The organism is Kitasatospora sp. NPDC001175 (assembly GCF_053598215.1).
Window position 1 is genome coordinate 1 of the sequence record NZ_JBSFJU010000096.1, and the last position, 20,456, is coordinate 20,456.

At 71.3% G+C, this 20,456-nt stretch carries 17 protein-coding genes and 2 pseudogenes; 8 read left to right on the top strand and 11 right to left on the bottom strand.

Annotation, left to right across the window (positions count from 1 at the left end; translation table 11 throughout):
- Together ACWDAK_RS36960 and ACWDAK_RS36965 are read left to right on the top strand one after the other, a co-directional pair.
- A partial coding sequence (locus ACWDAK_RS36960; protein ID WP_427395964.1) for a tyrosine-type recombinase/integrase occupies positions 1–1,194 on the top strand: 1,194 nt, incomplete at its 5' end.
- A gap of 539 nt (positions 1,195–1,733) precedes the next feature.
- Positions 1,734–2,576 carry an SDR family NAD(P)-dependent oxidoreductase gene (locus ACWDAK_RS36965; protein WP_344639289.1) on the top strand — a complete coding sequence of 281 codons (843 nt, stop codon included), beginning with the start codon at positions 1,734–1,736 and terminating at the stop codon, positions 2,574–2,576.
- Between the two features lie 384 nt (positions 2,577–2,960).
- Here ACWDAK_RS36965 and ACWDAK_RS36970 read toward each other — a convergent pair.
- A pseudogene (locus ACWDAK_RS36970) lies at positions 2,961–3,455 on the bottom strand (ISAs1 family transposase); the annotation flags it as partial.
- Between the two features lie 218 nt (positions 3,456–3,673).
- Here ACWDAK_RS36970 and ACWDAK_RS36975 point away from each other — a divergent pair.
- Positions 3,674–3,841 carry a hypothetical protein gene (locus ACWDAK_RS36975; protein WP_270142945.1) on the top strand — a complete coding sequence of 56 codons (168 nt, stop codon included), beginning with the start codon at positions 3,674–3,676 and terminating at the stop codon, positions 3,839–3,841.
- A gap of 39 nt (positions 3,842–3,880) precedes the next feature.
- On the top strand, positions 3,881–4,093 hold the full coding sequence (locus ACWDAK_RS36980; protein ID WP_427395963.1) for a tyrosine-type recombinase/integrase: 213 nt from the start codon (positions 3,881–3,883) through the stop codon (positions 4,091–4,093).
- A gap of 168 nt (positions 4,094–4,261) precedes the next feature.
- Here the strand turns inward: ACWDAK_RS36980 and ACWDAK_RS36985 are convergent, their stop codons facing one another.
- From ACWDAK_RS36985 to ACWDAK_RS37010, 6 genes are all read right to left on the bottom strand, one after another.
- Positions 4,262–4,966, bottom strand: coding sequence for a DUF4232 domain-containing protein (locus ACWDAK_RS36985; RefSeq protein WP_427395962.1), 705 nt, complete (start codon positions 4,964–4,966; stop codon positions 4,262–4,264).
- Between the two features lie 127 nt (positions 4,967–5,093).
- Complete coding sequence (locus ACWDAK_RS36990; RefSeq protein WP_427395961.1) at positions 5,094–5,777, bottom strand: hypothetical protein; 684 nt, start codon at positions 5,775–5,777, stop codon at positions 5,094–5,096.
- A 135-nt stretch (positions 5,778–5,912) separates the two neighbouring features.
- Positions 5,913–7,814: an AfsR/SARP family transcriptional regulator gene (locus tag ACWDAK_RS36995; protein WP_427395960.1), complete on the bottom strand. Its 1,902-nt coding sequence runs from the start codon at positions 7,812–7,814 to the stop codon at positions 5,913–5,915.
- A gap of 216 nt (positions 7,815–8,030) precedes the next feature.
- On the bottom strand, positions 8,031–9,098 hold the full coding sequence (locus ACWDAK_RS37000) for an acyl-CoA dehydrogenase family protein (RefSeq protein ID WP_427395959.1): 1,068 nt from the start codon (positions 9,096–9,098) through the stop codon (positions 8,031–8,033).
- Positions 9,098–10,267, bottom strand: coding sequence for an acyl-CoA dehydrogenase family protein (locus tag ACWDAK_RS37005; protein ID WP_427395958.1), 1,170 nt, complete (start codon positions 10,265–10,267; stop codon positions 9,098–9,100). The genes ACWDAK_RS37000 and ACWDAK_RS37005 overlap by 1 nt, the downstream gene beginning before the upstream one ends.
- 56 nt (positions 10,268–10,323) lie before the next feature.
- Positions 10,324–11,517, bottom strand: coding sequence for a CaiB/BaiF CoA transferase family protein (locus ACWDAK_RS37010; protein ID WP_270142956.1), 1,194 nt, complete (start codon positions 11,515–11,517; stop codon positions 10,324–10,326).
- 299 nt (positions 11,518–11,816) lie between these two features.
- On the opposite strand from ACWDAK_RS37010, the gene ACWDAK_RS37015 reads away from it, so the two are divergent.
- Positions 11,817–13,268, top strand: a complete 1,452-nt coding sequence (locus ACWDAK_RS37015; protein WP_344639294.1) for a CoA transferase — start codon at positions 11,817–11,819, stop codon at positions 13,266–13,268.
- On the opposite strand, the gene ACWDAK_RS37020 is transcribed toward ACWDAK_RS37015, so the two are convergent.
- On the bottom strand, positions 13,199–14,215 hold the full coding sequence (locus ACWDAK_RS37020; RefSeq protein WP_344639295.1) for a LysR family transcriptional regulator: 1,017 nt from the start codon (positions 14,213–14,215) through the stop codon (positions 13,199–13,201). The genes ACWDAK_RS37015 and ACWDAK_RS37020 overlap by 70 nt on opposite strands.
- Positions 14,216–14,377: 162 nt before the next feature.
- On the opposite strand from ACWDAK_RS37020, the pseudogene ACWDAK_RS37025 reads away from it, so the two are divergent.
- Positions 14,378–14,638: pseudogene (locus tag ACWDAK_RS37025) on the top strand (ATP-binding protein); the annotation flags it as partial.
- 247 nt (positions 14,639–14,885) lie between these two features.
- Here ACWDAK_RS37025 and ACWDAK_RS37030 read toward each other — a convergent pair.
- Genes ACWDAK_RS37030 through ACWDAK_RS37040 form a run of 3 tightly spaced genes read right to left on the bottom strand, consistent with a single transcriptional unit; the run spans position 14,886 to position 16,992 of the window.
- Positions 14,886–15,230: a CU044_2847 family protein gene (locus ACWDAK_RS37030; protein ID WP_344639296.1), complete on the bottom strand. Its 345-nt coding sequence runs from the start codon at positions 15,228–15,230 to the stop codon at positions 14,886–14,888.
- Entirely contained in the window at positions 15,227–16,600 is a 1,374-nt protein-coding gene (locus ACWDAK_RS37035) for an ABC transporter substrate-binding protein (RefSeq protein WP_344639297.1), read from the bottom strand. Before ACWDAK_RS37035 ends, ACWDAK_RS37030 begins: the two co-directional genes overlap by 4 nt.
- Positions 16,600–16,992 (bottom strand): hypothetical protein, encoded by a 393-nt coding sequence (locus ACWDAK_RS37040; protein ID WP_344639298.1) that lies wholly within the window; start codon positions 16,990–16,992, stop codon positions 16,600–16,602. Before ACWDAK_RS37040 ends, ACWDAK_RS37035 begins: the two co-directional genes overlap by 1 nt.
- A gap of 494 nt (positions 16,993–17,486) precedes the next feature.
- Here ACWDAK_RS37040 and ACWDAK_RS37045 point away from each other — a divergent pair, with 494 nt between their 5' ends.
- Both ACWDAK_RS37045 and ACWDAK_RS37050 read left to right on the top strand, forming a co-directional pair.
- The gene (locus ACWDAK_RS37045) at positions 17,487–18,629 is read left to right on the top strand and encodes a hypothetical protein (protein ID WP_427395957.1); all 1,143 of its coding nucleotides are present in this window, start codon (positions 17,487–17,489) and stop codon (positions 18,627–18,629) included.
- Positions 18,630–18,828: 199 nt separating this feature from the next.
- On the top strand, positions 18,829–20,415 hold the full coding sequence (locus ACWDAK_RS37050; RefSeq protein WP_427395956.1) for a tyrosine-type recombinase/integrase: 1,587 nt from the start codon (positions 18,829–18,831) through the stop codon (positions 20,413–20,415).
- The last annotated feature ends 41 nt before the right edge of the window (positions 20,416–20,456 follow it).

Here is a 20,456-nt window from a genome sequence, read left to right on the forward strand (position 1 = left end):
AGCGGGAAGCAGTTGGGTTCATGGTGTCCGCGATTGGCCGCCGACCCCGCGCATGGCCGGTGGACGTATGCGGTGGACCTGGCGCCGGAGGACGGCCGGCGCCGGACTCGGCGGCGGGGCGGGTTCGCCAGTCGGGCGGAGGCGGCCCGGGAGATGGCGCGGGTGCTGGATGCCGAGTACCGGGGCGTGTACGAGGACCGGACGCTGCGCGTCGGGTTGTTCCTGTATGAGTGGCTGGAGGCGAAGCGGGCGGCGCTGGCTCCCAACACCTGGGCGGGCTATCGGGCGTGCATCGAGCGCGACCTGGTCCCCGCGTTCGGCGGCATGCTGCTCATCGACCTGCGTCCCAAGCACATCGACGCCTGGGTCAGCACGCAGCTCGCCGCCGGCCGCGGGCCCACCACCGTCCACCACGCGGTGGCCATGCTTCGCAACGCCCTGAACCACGCGGTACGGACCTGGCGGCTGCGCTACAACCCGGCCAAGCACTCCGTACCCGCCAAGCCCCGCGCCGCCGTACGCGTCTGCTGGACCCCCGACCAAGCCGCGGCGTTTCTACGCCACAACGCCGAGCACTACGCCGACCGGCTCACCGACCTGTTCGAGGTCATGCTCGGCACCGGCATGCGCCGCGGCGAGATCCTCGCCCTCCACTGGTCCGACGTCCACCTCATGGACCGCCAGCTCTACATCCGCTGGACCCTGACCGCCGTGAACAACGGGAAGATCCACCTCGGTGAACCCAAGACCGAAGCCAGTCGCGCCTGGGTCAGCCTCTCCGCCAGGGTCATGGCTGCCCTCCACCGCCAAGCGGACCTCCAGATGGCGGCACACCCAGACGGGCGCCTGGAAGGCCTCGTCTTCACCCGTCCCGACGGCGAGCCGCTGCGCCCCCAGTGGGTCCTCGACCAGCTCCGCAAGCGCAGCGCCGAACTCGACCTGCCGAAGATCGGTCTGCACGACTTGCGCCACACCGCGGCCAGCATCATGATCGCTGCCGGTATCCCTCTGGCCGTCGTCTCCAAGACTCTGCGCCACGCCAACCTCGCCATCACCGTTGACCTCTATGGACACCTCCTCAAGGACTCGGCCGACGAAGCCGTCAAGGCTCTTGCCTCCGCTCTCGATCAAGCGGACGCTCGCCGGGGCAACGTGAGCCGCGAAGCTGGCTCTACCGTTCGCTTGGCCGCATAGGCCCTGTGAGAGCGCGGCGCCGGTAGTGGGAGGTGGGCTGGGCCGTCAGGGTCCGGCGGTGACGGCGTCGGCGACGGGCCTCTTGGTCAAGTATTCACGGATACCTTGGGGCAGAGGTAGTTGCCCGTGCTGATGCGTACGTCCGTGACTCCGGCGGCGATGCGGCCGAGGCCTGTACCGCGTGCGACGACGTCGCGGCGGGAGTATGCAATCCGTCCCACACGGTCCCGGCGGGCACGCTGTGTGGGGATGCGGCTGCGGCAATCCCATCCCGAACGACCAGCCAGCCCAGTGGCGAGCCGCAGGTGATGAACGCCCGCACGCCGCCCTCTCTCGCGACCGAGATCTCACCGCTGGATCATGTCGCAGGCGATCACGCTGCCGTCGAACGCCAGTCCACACTGGCCCAGCCGAGCGCGATCCCGTTCGCTGGACGGCGTGACTTGTTCAGGGGTCCCTGATGGCCAATGATAATGATCAACCTTTGCCGTACCCGGTCCTTATCGCATGTGCCTCGGACCCGACACCGGAGTTGCGCTATGAAGAGTCTGCACCGCAAGGTCGCCGTCGTCACCGGGGCGACAAGCGGCATCGGAGCCCGTATTGCGGAGGTGTTCGCCGCCGAGGGCGCCCACGTCGTCCTCGCCGGCCGCCGCGAGCAGGAAGGACACCAGCGGGCCGCGGCACTGGGCGAGTCAGCGACCTTCGTGCGCTGCGACGTGTCGGTCGAGGCGGATGTCGAGGCACTGGTCGGCCACGCAGTCGAGCGCTACGGGCGGCTCGACGTCATGGTCAACAACGCGGGCGGGCCAGGGAACATGGCGTCGGTGACCGACTTCGACTCGGCCGTTTTCACACGGACACTGGCGGTCCATGTCGCGGGCGTCATGCACGGCATCAAGCACGCCGGACGGCAGATGGTGGCCCAGCGCTCGGGAAGCATCATCAACGTGGCGAGCCTGGCAGGAAAGATCGCCGGCTGGTCCGGCCTGGACTATTCGACCGCCAAGGCCGCGGCACTCCACCTCACCCGGTGCGCGGCAGTGGACCTGGGTGAGCACGAGGTCCGCGTGAACAGCGTGTCCCCCGGTTTCGTGCCGACGGGCATCTTCGCCAAGGGTTCCGGAGCCGACGCATCGGCTGCTGACGCCACGGCCACGTCAGTGGCCGAAGCGTTCAAGCCACTGCTGGACTCCAGCCAACCGCTCCCCGGCACCGTCCTCACCGACGACATCGCCGCGGCAGTACTGTGGCTCGCCGGAGACGCCAGCCGCCTGGTGACCGGGCAGGATCTCGCAGTCGACGGTGGTATGACGGCCGGACGCCCCGCCGCGGCTTCCCGGGCCGAACGGACCCGCATGCGCGACCTTCTCTCCCCCTGACCTTGAGGGAGCGCATCCGACCAGCCCCGATCGTCCGTCGCAGCCGCCACCATTGGCACCACGATCTGCCTCGGCCGGGCTGCCGATACCCCCGCGGCCACGGTGATCGGGCACGCAACGTCTACGTCGAGGACATAGACCGAGTGCGCGTTCTTCCGCAACATCATTGAATGCAAGTTCACCGGCACCGAACACAGACTGGCCATCGAGCGGTACCTCCGCGCAGGGCCGTTGCAAAGTCCGGTGATCTTGTGAGTGTGCCTGGTCAGGCGATGCCGAGGAGGTCGAGCGGGCGGGTGAAGGGCTCGTAGGAGGCGTGCCGGAGGCCGGCGGCAATGTTGCGGTGTCCGCGCTGCCGCAGCGTGTTGATCGCCAGTTGCGGAGGGTTGCCATGTTCTCGGGGCCGTGGCCGGTGTGGATCTTCGAGGCGTCCTCGGCGAAGGTGGTGTCGCGGACGAAGTGCAGCCGGTTTTCGATGGTCCACTGCGATCTGGCGAGTTGGCCGAGTCGCTGGGGCGAGGCCTGGTGTGAGGTCAGGTCTGTGATCGCGTAGATGGTCTGGCGGCTGACGGTGCCGGTCTTGAGGTCGGCGCGGTAGCGCAGGATGCGTGCGGCCTGGACGGCGTGGGGGAAGTCCAGGCCGAGGTCGGTGACGGTGAGGGCTCTGGTCACGCGGGTCTCCTTGCGGCCGTGGCCGGTCTCGCGGTCGTAGTGGCGCGCGGTGACCTCCTTCCACGGCAACGTCCGGAGCCTGCGATGTAGTTCGGGCTGGTTTCCCTTGACCACCAGCGCCACCTCTCCCCAGTTACTGCCAGCGACGGGAACCTGATGATCATTCAGAGGCGGTCTTCGCGAGCGCCCGTCAGTCCCGGTGGCCACGGCGCAGGCCAGCGTGCCGGATTGGCTCGTGCGGGCGGATCACGGTCGCTTACCCATCGGCTACGGATCGTGATCTTCCGGGCGGTGTGTCGTCTGGAGCGTGTCCTGCCCGACTGGCCTCGCCGTGCCTCGCGCACTGCCCCGCACGCTCTGCCAACACGCCCGACCACCCGGCGAATCTTGGACCCGGAATCACCAAGTCCAAGAAGGAGACACCCGTGGCGCAGCGTACGAGCAGGGGCCGGGTCTATCGGTGCGGTTGCCAGGACGAGAACCGGAAGCAGATCGGCCCGTGGCGTCCGCAGCTGATTGCGGACGTCAAGCACGGCAAGTGGACCTATGCCGTCGACCTCGCTCCGGAGGACGGCCGGCGTCGCACCCGCTGACGGGGTGGCTTCGCCAGCCGTGCCGAAGCCGCTCGCGAGATGACTCGAGTTCTGGACGGCGAGCTGCGCGGTGTCTACGAGAACCGCCGCACCACCGTTGCCGACTACCTGCGCGAATGGCTCGCCGCGAAGAAGTTGGAACTTGCACCGAACACCTACGCCGGCTACGAGGCGTGCGTCGAGCGGGACCTGATCCCCGCCTTCGGCCGCTACCTACTGCTGGACCTGCGTCCCAAGCACATCGACGCGTAGATCACCGCCCAGCAGAAGGCCGGTCGGGGCCGAGTCACCGTATACCGGGCCGTCTCGACCCTGCGCAATGCCTTGAACGCTGCTGTCCGCTCGTGGCGGCTGCGCTACAACCCCGCCGAGCGCTCCGTCCCGCCCAGGCCCCGCTCCGAAGAGCGCACCTGCTGGACACTACCGTGCCGCGAACGCTCCGACCTTGAAGTCGGTGCCGCAGACGCTGAAGACGCCGCCCGGCGAGCCGTTCGCCTTCATCACGTTCACCGTGGTGCCCACGTCCTTGGGCAGCGCGACCTTGACGTGGGACGCCTGCACCGGGCAGGTGTAACGGGCCGACGTGGTGCCCTTGCTGTTCACGTCGTTGTACAGCACGTCCGCCACCACCGCGGCGCCCGCCGGGACGTCGACCGCGTCCGAGCCGTCCTTGGAGTTGTCCCCCGAGACCGGGCTCGCCTTGCCCTGGTCGTCGTCGGCGACCACGGTCGTCGGGCCGACGATGGTGCAGGGGGCACCCGAGCTGTTGGTGATCTTGAGGGTCGCGGCGGCGGGCTGCGCGTCACTGGCGTGGCCCGAGGACTGGAGGAACGTCACCGAGGTGTTCTTGGTCGTGCAGGCCGCGGTGACGCCGCCCCCGCCAGTGCCGGAGGACGAGCTGCCACCACCGCTCGTGCTCGTCCTGCCCCCGGACGGCGCCGAGGCCGAGTGCGCGGCCGGCGCCGAGGCCGGGGCCGAGGTTGCACCCGACGGGGCGGCTGATGCTGCGCTGGTGCCGACGGCGCTGTCCTGCGTGCCGCTGCCGTCGTTGCAGGCGGTCAGGGACAGGGCGAGCGTCGCGACGGCGCCGACGGCGAGCAGGGCGGGACGGGTGGTGGTGCGCATGGCTGGTTCCCCCGGTTCTCGTTCGTGGGTCGCGATCCTGCACGAGGTCGTTTCCCCTTACACGAACTAGGGTGTTGCGGCGCGCTGGCAGATCACTAACGAGCGCGGCGGCGGCGCTAACGCCCGGCTAACGCTCCCGGATCCTGGCGTGTGCCGCCGCGTGCCGACGCCGCAGTTCGGGCAGTTCGTCCTGGTCGGCGATGCGCAGCAGGGCATCGAGCGCGGTGACGGCGCCCGCGTCGTAGCCGGTCTGCTCGGCCTCAAGCGCGGCCTGCGCGAGGCAGCGCCGCCCGGCCACGGTGTCGCCGAGCCCGGCCAGCGCCTCGCCCTGCCAGGTACGCAGGAGCACGCGCCGGGCGACCGCCTCGTGCTCGGGGCCGAGGCCGAGCGCCACCTCGGCCGCCTCGTACGCCTGCCGGTGGCGGCCCGCGCCGAGGTGGATGCGGGCCAGGTGCTGGAGCGCGAGCATCCGGGTGTGCGCGTCGTCGGCCTCGGTGGCGAGGGCGAGGGCTCGGGTGCAGGCCGTTTCGGCGGCGCCGGGTTCGTCGTCGGGGAGGGCCGCGGCGAGGTTGACCAGGGCGGTGGCCTCGCCGAGTACGTCGCCTGCGCGGGCCGCGAGTTCGGGCGCGACGCGCAGGTGCCGGACGGCCTCGGCGGTGCGGCCCTCCTCGGCGAGCACCCAGCCGAGCAGGGTCAGGACGCGGGCCTCTGCATAGGGGTCGGCGCAGGCGCGGGCGTCGGCGAGGGCGGCCTCCAGGGTGGGCGCCCAGTCGGCGAGGACCCGCCAGACCACGAGCGGCCACTGGGTCACGGCGATCCGCCAGGCCCGCTCGGGCCGGTCCTCGGCGCGGGCCGCAGCGGCGATCAGGGCGAGGTCGTCGCGTTCGGCGGCGAACCAGCCGAGCGCCTCCTCGCGGCTGGTGAAGTCCCGTACTGCGGGCGGCTGTTAAAAGTCATGAGGCTGCATGAAGGCGGGCTCCCCGCCCGGTTCCGCGGCCTCGGACGCGGACAGCGCGGTCGCCACGCAGTGGTCGTACAGGCGCAGCCGGGCCGCGGTGCGGGCGGCCGGGTCATGGCTCTGGCCACGCGCGTAGAGCCGGACCAGATCGTGCAGGACGTAGCAGCCGGGGGCGGTCTCGGTGAGCAGGTGCGCGGCGACCAGGCAGTCGAGGGCGCGGGCCGCATCCGGCGGGGTCGTGCCGGCGAGCGCGGCGGCGCTGAACCGGTCGACGTGTGTGCCCGGGTGATGGCCGAGCGCGGTGAACAGCTGCGCTGCGTCGGCGGGGAGGTGGGCGGTGGTGAGCCGCAGCGCGGAGGCGACGCCGATGTCCTCGACGGCGAGCAGCGCGAGCCGCTGGCGCTCGTCGGCGAGCCGGTCGGCGAGGGAGGCGAGGCCGAGGGCGGGGAGTTCCACGAGCCGAGCGGCGGCGACCCGCAGCGCGAGCGGCAGCCCACCGCACAACTCGGCTGTACGGCGGGCCGCTTGGGGCTCGGCGGCGGTGCGGCGCTCGCCGAGGAGACGGGTGAGCAGGGCCACGCTGTCGTCGGTGGCGAGGACGTCGAGGGCGAGGACGCGGGCGGCGTCGGAGGCGACGAGACCGGCGAGGCGGGCACGGCTGGTGACGACGGTGACGCAGCCGGGTCCCGTGGGCAGCAGCGGGCGCACCTGGGCGGAGGTACGGGCGTTGTCGAGGACGACGAGCAGACGCAGTTCGGCGGTGAGCGAGCGGAACAGGGCACCGGCGGCGTCCGCCGACTCGGGCATCCGGCGCGGTGGAACGTCGAGAGCGACGAGGAACTCCCGCAGCAGCTCGGCCGGTTCGGGGTCCGAGGTGTCGCTGAACCCGCGCAGATCGGCGTAGAGCGTCCCGTCGGGGAAGTCGGAGTGCCGGCCGGCCGCCCAGTGCACGGTCAGTGCGGTCTTGCCGACCCCGGCGGGCCCGGTGACCACGACGACCGGCCCGTCAGGTCCGGCCGCGGCCGCGGTCAGCGCGGCGCTCTCGGCGGTGCGGCCGTGGAATCCGCGCGGGGTACGAGGCAGCAGGTTGGGCCGGACCTGCACCGGGTCCGGGGCGGGTTGGGGTGTATCGGCCCGGACCGCGGGGACACTGTCGGGGCCGAGGGCGAGGGTGAAGGCGGCGGTCAGCTCGGCGCCCGGACGGACGCCGAGCTCGTCGGCGAGAACCTGGCGGGCGCGGTGGTAGGCGTCCAGGGCCTCCGAGGAACGCCCCGCGCGGTGCAGCGCCTCGACCAGCCGGGCGGCCAGCGGCTCGCGCAGCGGATGGGCCCCGGTCTCCGGCCGCAACAGCTGGACAGCGCGCTCGTGTTCACCACCCAGGACGTACGTGTCGGCGAGCAGCTCGACCGCGGCGAGCCGCGCCTCGTCCAAGGTGTGCGCGGCGGAGCGCAGCAGTGGCGACGGGTAGGCGCCGGCCAGCGCGGGGCCCTGCCACAGGGCGAGCGCCTCGGTGAGCAGCGCGGCCCTGTCACCGGGGTCGGTGGCGCGGCGGGCGAGCGCCACCAGACCCTCGAAGCGGTGGGCGTCGAGCAGCGTCTCCGGCAGTTCCAGGTGGTACGCGGCGCCGCGCGTGCTCAGCTCGACGCCGTACGCCGATGCGTCGACGGCCGCCAACAGTGCCCGCAGGCGCGAGACATGGCCTTGGATCACGGTACGGGCGTGCAGGGGGGGTTCGTCGTCCCACAGCGCCTCGGTGAGTGTGTCGACGGAGACCGCGACATTGGCCCGCAGCAACAGCATCGCGAGCAGGCTGCGCCGCTTGGCGGGCCCGAGCGGCAACGGCCCATCGCTCCCGCTGACCGACACGGGGCCGAGGACCTGGAACTCCATGGACGGAACCCTATCTTCCGAGGGCTACTGGGGATCGGGACGTCGAACCGTACGGATACCGCGCTGCTCCGTCACCGACCAGGTCGGGCCGGTCGGCGGCGGAGGCGATGGGACGAGGGAGCAGGGCTCGGCGGTGAGGGCGGTGGCTTTGACGGACCGGGCCAGGTGGCGCGGTCCATCTCGCCGGCGCGGCGATAGACGGCCGCTGACATCGGGTCAGGGGGTGCTGGTGAGCGCGGCCCAGAGGGTGTCGGCGGTGAGGGTGCGGGCCAGACCAGCGGCCCAGGTGGTCTCGTCGCCGTCCTCGTCGCGCCAGGACCACAGGCGGGTGGTGGCGAGGTGGAGCGGGTGGAGCTTGGTGATGCCGATGGCACCGTGCAACTGGTGGGCGATCCGGGCGATCTCGGCAGCCGAGGCGGATGCCTGGGTCTTCGCGCCGGCGATGGCGAACCGGGCGGCCGCAGTGCCAGCGTCCAGCGGGGCGGCGGCGGCCTGGACGGCGGCGCGGACCAGCGCGGCTTCCTCGATCAGCTTCGCTTCCTCCTGCTTGACGGCCTGGAAGCGGCTGAGCGGGCGGCCGAACTGGGTGCGCGCGGTGGTGTGCGCGACCGTCAGCTCGACACAGCGCTGGCCGGCTCCGGCGATCAGGGCCGCCCGGGCCAGGGCCGCCCGCAACTCGGCCTCCTCGAGGAGCTCGCGGGGAATCCGGCGGACCTGCGCGGCGGGGATCTCGACGCTGGCGAGGTGCAGGTCGTCGCGCGCTTCCTCGGCCAAGTTGGCGCCTGGGGCGAGGACTGCCTGGTCCGGGGTGAGGGTGAACAGGACCGGGCCGAAGGGGGCGTTGGCGAGCACCACCACGGCGGTCGCGGTGCGGGCCCAGGGGACGCGGCGCAGGGTCCCGGCGACCAGCAGGGTGTCGTCCTCGCCCGCGCTGCCGGCCGAGCCGACGGCCGAGGCGGCCGGGTGCGCGTGGCGGATCGTCAGCTGGGGGGCGATGGCGTAGGTGAGCGGGCCCTCGGGCACCGACAGGCCGGCACGGCGCAGCAGTGGGCGGGCGACCAGGGCGGTCTCGGCGAACGGGGCGGGGACGGTGCGGCGGCCGGCTTCATGGACGGCGGCGAGGAGTTCGGCGGTGCTGGCGTCCGGGGTGGGGAGGGGCACGGTCTGGGAGTCGGTGGTGTTGGTGACGGTGGCGATGGCGTCCGGGTCGGCGAAGAAGGCGGTGGTGTCGTAGTCGTCGGCGGGGATGGCGGGGGTGCTGGTGTCGATGGTGTGGGTGTTCATCAGTGCTGCTCCAGTCCACGAGTGATGATGCCGCGAAGGATTTCGTTGGTGCCGCCGCGCAGGGTGTAGCCGGGGCTGTGCAGCAGGGCGAAGGCGAGCAGTTCGGCGTGGCTGCCGGGGGTGGCGTGCGGGTCGGCCGGGGTGGGCAGGATGCTGCGGACGGAATCGACCAGCGCGCCCTCCAGGCGGGTGCCGAGGTCCTTGACCAGGGCGGCCTGGGTATCGAGCGAGGCGCCGGCGTCCAGTGCAGCGGCAACGCCGAGGGAGAGCTGGCGGATGCTGTGCAGGCGGGCGGTCAGGATGCCGACCCGGGTGAGCTGTTCGGCGGTCATGGCGCGCTGGTCGAGCTCGCGCAGCAGGGAGACCAGCAGGGGGAAGGTGGACAGGTAGCGCTCCGGCCCGCTGCGTTCGAAGGCGAGTTCGCCGGTGACCTGCTTCCAGCCGTCGCCCTGCTGTCCGAGGAGCATGGCCTCCGGGACGTGGACGCCCTCCAGGTGGAAGGCGTTGAAGCGGTGCTCTCCGCTCATCAGGTGGATCGGCTCGATCCGCACGCCCGGGGCGCGCAGGTCCACGATGAACTGGCTCAGGCCGGCGTGCTTGTCCTCGGCTTCCTCGGTGCGGGCCAGCACGATGGCGTAGTCGTTGGCGTGGGCGCCGCCGGTCCACATCTTGGTGCCGGTCAGCCGCCACCCGTCTGCGGTGCGTTCGGCGCAGGTGCGGACGGAGGCGAGGTCGGAGCCGCTGCTCTTCTCGCTCATCCCGATGGAGAAGAAGCACTTACCGGCGGCGATCCGGGGCAGGAAGAAGCGGCGCTGCTCCTCGGTGCCGTGCTGCAGGATGGACGGGCCGGCCTGCCGGTCCGATACCCAGTGCGCGCTGACCGGGGCGCCGGCGGCCAGGAGTTCCTCGATCACCACGTAGCGCTCCAGGAAACCGCGCCCGGCACCGCCGTACTCGGTGGGCAGCGCCATGCCGACCCAGCCGCGTTCGGCGAGGCGGCGGGTGAACGCGGGGTCCCAGCCGGCCAGCCAGGAGTCGGGGCGGCCGAGCACGGTACCCCGGGCGCGCTCCTCGTCGAGGAAGTCGCGTACATCGAGGCGCAGCTGCCGGGCCGATTCGGGCAGGACGGCCTCGGGAAATCCGAGCGGGGAAATTGTCGCCGTGGGCATGGTTCGCTCCGGAATGGTCGATGGGGATTCGGTCTCGGGAAATCCAGTGGATCGGGTCAGTTGGCGGAGTGCAGCAGCGCGGGGTCGAAGCCGGCCTGGCCGAGGACCTCGTCGGTGTGCTGGCCGATGGCCGGGCAGGGCCGCAGCGGCGGTTCGGGGTCGGCCGAGTAGCGGACCGGGCGACCGATGACCCGGTAGCGGCCCTCGGTGGGGTGGTCGGCCTCGTAGAGCAGGCCCCCCTCTCGGGCGTAGGCGGTGGTGGCGGCGGACTCCAGGTCGAGCACCGGGGCGGCGGCGATGCCGACCCGATCGCAGAATTCCTGCCATTGGGCGCTGGTGTGGTTCGGCGTCAGTTCCGCCATCAGCCGGTAGAGGTCGTCGGCGTGGTGGGCCCGGTCGGGGCCGGTCGCGAAGCGAGGGTCGTCGGCCAGTTCGGGACGGGCGACGAAGGCGGTGAAGTCCCGCCAGTTGCGGTCGCTCTGCGGCAGGATGCACATCCAGCCGTCGGCAGTGCGCTGGGCACGGCGCTCGGGGCTGAGCGAGCGGGTCGAGCCGAACGCGCCGTCGGGCTCCAGGCTGGCCGCGCCCAGGTGCTCGACCAGGTTGAAGGCGAGCATGGTGTCGACCATCGGGACCTCGATGTGCTGACCGGTGCCGCCGTGTTCCCGGTAGTGCAGCGCGGCCAGCACCGACTGGGCGATCTGCATGCCGCAGATCTTGTCGGCCAGCACGGTCGGCACGTAATGCGGCTGGCCGGAGACCTGGTGGTTGAGCCAGACCAGACCGCTGGTCGCCTGGATGATGTCGTCGTAGGCGGCGTGGGTGCCGTGGCTGCTGTCGCTGCGGAAGCCCTGTGCGTTGGCGTAGATCAGGCCGGGATTGACGGCCGCGACCTCGGCGTAGTCCAGGCGCAGCCGGGTCAGGGCCTGCGGGCGCAGGTTGGTGATGAAGACGTCGGCGGTCCGCAGCAGGGCGAGCAGGGCGTCGCGGCCGTGCGGGGCCTTGAGGTCGATGGCGACGCTGCGCTTGTTGCGGTTCAGGTTGAGCGCGGCGCCGCCCATACCGGGGTGGCGCAGCGGCGGGTAGTGGCGGGTCATGTCACCGGTCGGCGGCTCAACCTTGATCACGTCCGCGCCCAGGTCGCCGAGCTGCTGGGCGGCGTACGGGGCCATGATCACGCTGGCCAGTTCGACGACGCGGACTCCGGCGAGGAGTCCTCGCCCGGACGGACCGCTGGGCTCCTGGGTCATCTGCTGGTACCTCCTGAAATGTCGGGTGAAGGGCGGGCGGCCGGCGCCGCGTTGCCTCGTTCCGCAATCCAGGAAACCCGCGGGGAATCGGCACCGTCCAATACGAGTTGGGCGCCGGATCGATAGGGCGGAGGATATTCACGCGGCGCCGGCTCGGGTCATATGGGCGCGGATATCGGTGATTCGGGGAATCCGTATTGGACGGTGCGGCGCCGGACCGGCTGTTCTGGTGGAGGCCGCCCGACCGGGTCGGCCGCCGCGGCACACGCGGCTCGTCATCTCCGGAAGGAGAGTCGGACATGGCAATCGATCAGGCGCAGCGGACCAGTGCGGCGTACCGGGCCCTGGAGGGCCTGTACCGCGAGTTGGGGATCATGGCGGCGGACACGGGCGGCACCGTGAGGATCCAGGGGGCTGACCCGGTGACGCCTTCGGTGCACCGGATCGGCGACGCCGCGGCGGCTGCCCTGGTCGCCCTGGGCACCGAGGCCGCCGTGCTCCACCGGGAGCGCGGCGGCGCGGCGCAGGACGTGACCGTCTCGGTGACGGCGGCGGTGCGCCAGCTGATGGCGGTGTTCTTCACCCGGATGCGGGGCGTGCCGGTCCATCGCTTGCAGGAGGACCCCAACCTGCTCGGCAACAGTGACTTCTACCGGGCAGCCGACGGCCGGTTCGTCTACGTGCTCCTCTCCTACCCGCACCTGCGTGACACCGCCTGCCGGGTACTGGACTGCCCGCCGGACCGCGAGCGGATCGCCGCCGCCATCGCCCAGTGGGACGCGCTGGAACTGGAGGAGGCCATCTGCACCCGGGGCGGCACCGCGATCGCAGTGCGCACCCGGGAGGAATGGCAGCGGCATCCACAGGGGCGGCTGCTGCAGGACGGCCCACTGATCCGGATCGAGAAGATCGGGGAGAGCGCGCCGGAGCCGTTCTCGGCGTTCCCGCCGAAGCTGTCCGGCGCGGCGGACCGGGACCTGCCGCTGGCCGGGGTGCGGGTGTTGGACAACACCCATGTGATCGCCGGCCCGATCGGCGCGCGGATCGCCGCCGAACTGGGCGCCGACGTGCTGCACATGTCCTCGCCCGACCATCCGGACCCGACCGGGATGATCGTCGAGACCGGCATCGGCAAGCGGGCCGCCTTCTGCGACCTGCTCGACCCGGCCCAGGCCGCCGCCTTCCGGTCCGTGCTGGCCGGCACCGACCTCTACGTCTGCAACTACCTGGGTCTGGACGCCAAGGGCTTCGGCCCGGCGGCACTGGCCGAGCAGCGGCCCGGACTGGTCGTGCTGGACTTCCTCGGCTGGGGAACCGAAGGGCCGTGGGCGGCACGCGGCGGCTTCGACCAACTGGCCTCCGCCGCCACGGGTTTGGCAGCCGAGGAGGGCTCGTTCGACGCTCCCCGGCTGCCCCCGACCTACCTGCTGAACGACTACCTAGCCGCAGTGCTCGGGGCCGCGGGCGCGCTGGAAGCGCTGCGCCGCCGGGCCCGGGAGGGCGGCAGCTACCGGGTGCACGTCGACCTGGCGAAGGTCTGCATGTGGGTGCAGGACCTCGGGCTGCTCCAGCGCGCGGGCGTGGTCGAGCTGCCCGCCCCCGACCCGGCGCACGACCAGGCCGAACTGGTCACCGTGCGGGGACCGTTCGGAGAAGTGTGCTACCTGCCGACCCAGGTGCGCTACTCCACGCTGGCACCGCGCCTGTCCCGCACCGCCGAGCCGCTGGGCGCATCGGAGCTCATCTGGTGACCACAGTCCGGCGCGTTGGCGTCCCCCCGCGGGTGCACCGTTGCGGGGCCCTCGATCTCGGGGCGGTGGCGCTCCATCAGCTCCAGCAGGGTGGCGACGGCCGGATCGGCGTTCGGACGGCTCAGCGCCGCGACCGTGGTCACCAACCGGTCGCCGCCCTCGATCGCGACGAAGCGGATCATCGGGTGACCGAGCGCCGCGACCCGCTCCGGGACGAAGCAGACGCACACCCCGGCCGCGGTGTAGCCGAGCATACTGGTCAGGTCCTCGGCCTGGGCACGGGTGCGCAACTCGAAACCGGCCTTGCGACAGGCGTCCTCGATCAGCGCACCGATCCGGGGCATGGCCGGCTGCGCGGCGGTCACGAACTCCTCGTCCCGCAGCCGGGCAAGCGGAACCGAACCGGCCCCGGCGAGTGGATGGTCGCACGGGACGGCCAGCACGGTGCTCTCCTCGGCCGCCTCCCGCACCTCCAGACCCGCCAGGTCGGAGACCGGCAGCCGGACCAGCGCCAGGTCCGCCACCCCTTGCCGGACCTGCTCGCACAGCTCGGCGGACGACCGCTGACGGACATCCAACCGCACGCCCGGCAACTCCCGGGCGGCCACCGCGAGCAACCGGGGCAGGTGCCAGTACCCCAGGCTGCTCACGTAGCCGAGCCGAACCGTGCCCTCGACGCCCTTGGATATCCGACGGACCCGAGCCACCGCGGCCTCCTGCGCCTCCAGCATCCGCTTGGCGTCGGCCGCGAAGGCCGCCCCGGCCACCGTCAGCCGCACTCCCCTGCTGGTGCGCTCGAGCAACAGCACTCCAAGGCCGCGTTCCAGGCGCTGGATCGCCTGACTGAGTGGTGGCTGACTCATCGACAAGCGCCGGGCGGCATGCCCGAAATGCTGCTCCTCGGCGAGTACCACGAACTGCTCCAGCAGGCGAGGGGTGAGCTCCATGACCGTCAACCCTAGGGCGCGGTTCACACACCGAACAAGGACAGGGGACACGCGGGCGATCTTCTTCTCGTTGACCCGAACGCCGGCCTCCCGCAGTTCGGAGGTCACGCGCGGTGAGCCGTAGGAGGTGACCCCCGGAACGTGGGCTGCAGGCTGCCCCCGATCGAGCCCGCCGACCGTGAGAGGATCTCCGAACGGTTCGCCCGCCTCGACGACGCCCGCAGCCGCGACGGCGGCGGGGCCGGCCTCGGCCTCCCGATCGCCCGCGACATCGCCGCCATCCACGGGGGCACTCTCGCCGTCATCGACACCCCTGGCGCGACGACCTTCCGAACGTGTCTACCCGCGCTGGTTGATCGACCTGGCAGGTGCGTCAACTCCGCTACTGAACCTGCAAGCATGATCTCGGAGCTGTTCGTCTGACAGCCGTCGGGCGGCTCCGCTACCCCTGTGACCGTGAGTGCGCACAGGGCGGCGGGTTGACCGACGCCGAGAGGGCCGCGTGGGAGCGGATCCGGCTGCAAGCCGTGGAACGCTTCGAGGGCGGGTAGAAGAACCGGGACCCGCGCTGGGCGCGGTGGCTTTGGCACGTGGTTCTCGGACGAGGTGGGCTTCGCCCGGTGCGAGCTGCAGGAGACCAAGCCGAGCAGCTCGCACCGGGCGGCCTCGGTTACTCCTCGTCGTCGCCGTCTCTGCCGGCGGCGTTCTCGGGAGACCAGCGGAGCGTCACATCGAAGCGGACGCCGGCGGAGCCGCCGGCCAGGATGACGCCGACGCTCCCGTCGAGCTTGACGCCGAACTTGACCTCGATCTCATCGGGTCGGCGCGGTAGGGCGCGGAACGCGTCGATCACGTCGGATGCGGTGTTGACCACGGTATGCAGCGAGTCCCGCACCGTGGCGCCCGCTCTCTCGAGACTTCCCCGGCCGGCGGGCGCGACTCCTGTGCCGGGGCCCTCGGTCTCAACCACCAGTGTCCCGCCGGATGCGAGGGTGAATTCGGTACGTGTTGTCACTGGGCCTCCTGGCCTGGGGATCCGGACGCACAGACGGAGCTCTGCGTCGGCTGCGGATAGGCGTCGGCCTGGACTTTGTCCAGCCCGGTGAGAATCGCCGGCAGTTGGGTCGGGTCGTTCAGATAGTCGAGCACCGCGTGGTTGAACGCGGCCGCCATGGTGCTGGGCATGCTGTCCGAGGCGTCGAAGCACAGGGTGGCGGGCGAGGTCAGCAACTCGTCGATCCGGCGGGCGACGCTGTCGGTGGCGTAGCTGGACGCCATCTGCGTGGTGACGGTGCGGTTGGCCGAGAAGGCTGACTCCAACTGCCGGGCCGGCCAGATCTGCTGGGCCTGCGGGCTCGCCGGGAAGGCCATGAACTGCTCGGCCTCCGGCGAGTCGCGGAACATCGAGACGAGGTCGCCCGACACCTCGCAAGCGGGCGTCCGCATCGGCTGGAGATCGGGGAACGGGGCGAAGTCGTAGTCCTTTCCCGGGACGGGCTTGGACGGCGCCGCGGCGTCCGCGGTGACGAGGGCGCCGTGCTCGAGGTAGCAGCCTGGCAGTGCGGTGAACAGCGGATGGGCCCCCTCGCCGTAGTTGGTCAGGAGCGCGGTCAGCCGGTCGCCATGGACCGCGCCCGGTGCGGTGACGGTCTGGCCCCAGGTCTCCCAGGCCGAGCTGACCTGCGGTGAGCTCCAGTTGAGCTTGCCGTCGACCCAGGACGTGTACGCGTCGGGACCCGACTGGTGCAGCAGGATGTCCTCGATCCAGTCGGTTCCCGGCCAGCCCGAGTTGGGCGGGTCAGCCACGGCCAGGCACCAGGGCGTCTCGCCCCGCTTGACTATCGACTGGCTGGCGCCGACCAAGCCGGCCCAGCTGTCGGGTGGCTGGGTGCCGAGCCGCTGGGGGCCGTACCAGATGAGGCTCTTGACGGAGGCTTTGACCACGACGGCGTACGGATCGCTGGTGCCGGCCTCACCGAGGCGGTACCACTGGGGGCCGTAGTCGGACTTCAGCTGATCCACGAGTCTCCTGCCGAGCGTCTTGTCCTGGAAGCGGTCCAGCGGGACGAGGTCGCCCTGCTGCGCGTAGGAACGCAGCGTTCCGGGGTTCGCCATGACCGACAGGTCCGGTGCCTCGCCCTTCTGCACGTCGGTCCGCAGGACCTGATCGAGTGCCCGAGTGGGGGAGGCGTTGATGGTGATGCCGGTCTTGGCCTCGAAGGCCGTGAGCACCGCCTGGAAGGAGTCCTTCTCGACGTCGCCGGTCCAGGGCGTCAGGATGGTCAGGACGCGTCGGTCGGACGAGCCGCCGAGGCAGGACGCGGAGGCCGCCAGCAGGGTGAGGACCAGCAGGAGCCGGAGAGCTGTCCGGCGCTCGTGTCGCATCATCGGCTCCCGAACCGGTACTCGTCGATGCGCGGATTCAACGCGAAAGCGGCTGCGGCAGTTCCGGTTACAGTCAGCAGCAGGAGCAGCGCCAGGCGTTCGGTGGAGGAGGCGTCCGCGTCGGCCACACCGCTCCTGAACACGGCCTCGTCCTGGGCCTGTTGGTGACCTGCCTGCCCTGTTCCGACGGTCTCGGAGCCGGATGCCAGCGATGACGTCGCCTGTGCCAGGTGGATCCCGCAGGACTTGGCGGCCGGGCAGGCCTTTGCGACGATGGCGGACAGGTCCGCGTCGGCCTCGGCGGAGCTCCGGCTCGCCCGTTGCTGTGCCAGGGCGAGCTGCGCCAGCGTGGTCCACGGCCAAGCGCTCGGCATCGGCAGGGGTGCGGACACGCGCCGTCAGCCCCATGCCCCAAATGCTCACTGATCACTGCCGGGTCGAAGCCCGACGGCTTCGACCCGGCACCCATGCGGGCGACATGCATACCGCCCTGCCGCAGTCAAGCAGCCTTCCTCTCAACTCTGCACTCGAGCCCGTACTTCGCTCTGCAGATGAACTCGTACACCGACACCGTCGGCGGAGACGTTGCACCCGCTTGGCAACCAGCCGCAGCGGTACGTTCGCCAAACCAGTCGTCTTACTGGACAGACCGCAATGACCACTCGCACGATCACAGGCACGCGCTGTTCGAGCCAACACCGCGCCACCGTGCATCGAGGAACCGATGAGAACACTGGTCGACCTGCGCTCGCGCCCTGAGGTCCCAAGACATCCGCCAGGACGGCCCTCGCGGCCGTCCGCCAGCTATATGGCGATGCGTCAGAATGGACCGAGACGGGTGCCGAGTGCCGAGCGCCTTCAGAGCACATCCCGGAAGTAGGGCTTCATGACCCGCTACTGCGTCGACCCCGACCGGAACGAGCTGACCGCCGCCTGGGGCACTGGCGAAGGCGACCTCACCACCCGTATCGCCGTCCTCCCCGGTGGCACGGACATCGCCGCATCCCTGCGTCTGGCCCGCGCTCTGACGCAACTGTCGGAAGCCGCCTGGCACACCTACACCCACCCCGCCAGCGCCGCCGACTCCCTGGAACCCAACAGCGAGGGCCGGCGACGCGAACAAGAACGCCAAGCCTTCAGCGAGGTCACCAAGGCCATCACCCAGCCGAACCTGCCACAGACCGGCCCGGTGATCGTCTCCTACAGCCCCCTGATCGAGTCCGCCCACCAGGTCGGCCGCGCCCTGCACACCCTCGACAATCCCGACCTGACGAAGGCCGTCCTCGCGGAGACCGCCATCGAACTCGCCGCCGTGGAGAGCGCCGAACTCGGCAACCTCACCGGCCGCGCGCAGCAGGCCGTGCTGCTCAGCCGCGAGGACGTCTCCCCCGTCCAGGTCGCCGCCGCCGACCACCTCCTCGAACAGGACCCCTTCGGCCCCGCGGCCCTGTTCTCCGATGTCGACCCGACCGCCGCCTCGGTCGCCGCCGCACACTGGCTGGCCGCCGCGGCCGAGGTCGCCGCCGACGCCTCCGGCCAGAACCCCACCGCGGTCCTCCTCGAAGCCGACGACATCGAGGCCCTCCCCCACGAGACACCCACCCTCGTCCTCGAACTCCTCGACTCCGGCGCCTCCCCCAACGACGCCGTCACCACCCTCGTCCGCCACGCCATGCACGTCGCCGACGGCCTCCTGCCCGACCCCACCGCCCTTCGCGAGCAACTCGACGACTTCGAGGAGACCCTCGCCGAGTACGCCGGCGACGAACCGGACATCGAGGACGTCGCACTGCGCCTGACCCCGCTCGACCCCAAGCGCCCGGCCCGCGATCTTCTCGAAGACCTCCTCGCCGGCATCCACGGCTGCTGGCTCCTCCACAGCGAGTACGACGAACTCGACAACAAGGAGGAGGACGACACCGAGAACGACGAGGAACGCGAGGCCGAAGCGCACCAGCACCACAGCCGCGCGCGCTTCGCCCAGCTCGTACGCGCAGCCGCCACACGCAACCACGACCGGCTGATCTGAGGCGCCCGGTACCCGAGAGAGCCCGACCGGCACGGTCACACGCGGAATCGACAAACCCACTCAGGGTTCTTCCCTTGGCGCCCGCTCACGGGAGACCCCCAGCTCATCCTCACTTTTCGGGGCTGGTGGTCGCATGGTGGTCGCCTGCGACGCCCAGACTGGAAGAGAACGATCCGCGCACCCCTTCGAGGCGATCACCATGCGCAGCTCACGCACCACCGGCGACCGCGGACGCGTCTACCGGCGCTGCGGCTGCCGCGACGACCACCGCCGCCAGCTCGGCACCCGCTGCCCGCACCTCGCCGCCGACCCCCGGCACGGCAGCTGGGCCTTCGCCGTCGACGTCCCCTCCGCCGACGGCCACCGCCGCACCATCCGCCGTGCCGGTTTCCCGGCCGAGACAGACGCTCGCATCGCCCTGCGCCGCTTCAACGAGTCCCTGCCCATCGGTGTCGTCACCGACCCGAGGCAGAGCACCGCCGACTACCTGACCGGCTGGCTCGCCGAGAAGGAGCTCCACCTCAAACCCACCACCATCGCCCGCTACCGCGACTACATCGAACAGGACCTCATCCCCGCCCTCGGCGCCATCCCCCTCGACGACCTCACCCGCCCGCACCTGCGCGCATTCGTCACCAACCAACTGCGCCACCACCGCGGCAGAGTCACCGTCCACCGGATCATGTCCACCCTCTCCAGCGCCCTCAGCGACGCCGTCACCGGCGAACGCCTCCCCCGCAACCCCGCGAAGCCTCCGCTCATCTCCAGGCCCGCCGCAGCCGAACGGCACCTGTGGACCGAAGAAGAGGCGGCCCGCTTCCTGCGCTTCACCCACCTCACCGACCCGCTCTACGCCGACATCGCCGAACTGATGATCGGAACCGGCCTGCGCAAGGGCGAGGTCCTCGGCCTGCGCTGGAACGACGTCCACCTGCCCGAGCGCACCCTCTTCGTCCGCGCCACTCTCTCCGTCATCGACAACACTCGGCTCCTGCTCACCGCCCCCAAGACCAAGGGCAGCCGCGCCTGGGTCGCCCTGTCCGACCGCGTCGCCGACGCCCTGGACGACCGCGCCGGCTCACGCGCCTTCGGCCACATCACCCCCGCCGGCGGCTACGTCTTCCACCGCCACGGCCGCCCCCTGCACCCCAAGACGGTCCTCGACCGCTTCCACCTGCTCTGCGACAAGGCCGGCGTCCCCCGCATCGCCCTGCACGACCTGCGCCACCTCGCCGCCAGCTTCGCCATGGCCGCAGGCGTCCCGCTCCCGATCGTCTCCAAGACCCTGCGCCACCGCACCCTGTCCACCACCGCGAACATCTACGCCGAACTCACCCGCCTCGCGGAGCGGGCGGCCGTCGACGCCATCGCCTGGACCCTCAACACCGCCGACCGCGCCGACCTCGGCCGGCCCGCATGCCGCGCCCGGCGCCCATGGCACCAGAACCCGCGCCCCCACCACCGCCTGGCCGCCCATCAGACGCCACAAGAGATCGAACCGACCACCGCCTGGCCGATGTGGCCCGGCGACCACACTGCGACCACCAGCCGACGGGACATCAAAAAGGCCGCTCCCGCCAGAAGCGGAAACGGCCCGGCGACCACACTGCGACCACCAGCCGACGGGACATCAAAAAGGCCGCTCCCGCCAGAAGCGGAAACGGCCTACGACCTGCAGTTATGCAAGTCGGGACGACAGGATTTGAACCTGCGACCCCTTGACCCCCAGCGGCGTTCACCAGTCCGAATCCCGCAGGTCAGGGCCTACCTCGTCCGCCATGCATGACGCCTGATGACACCTCATGACGCCCAGTCCGTGAGAGGCGC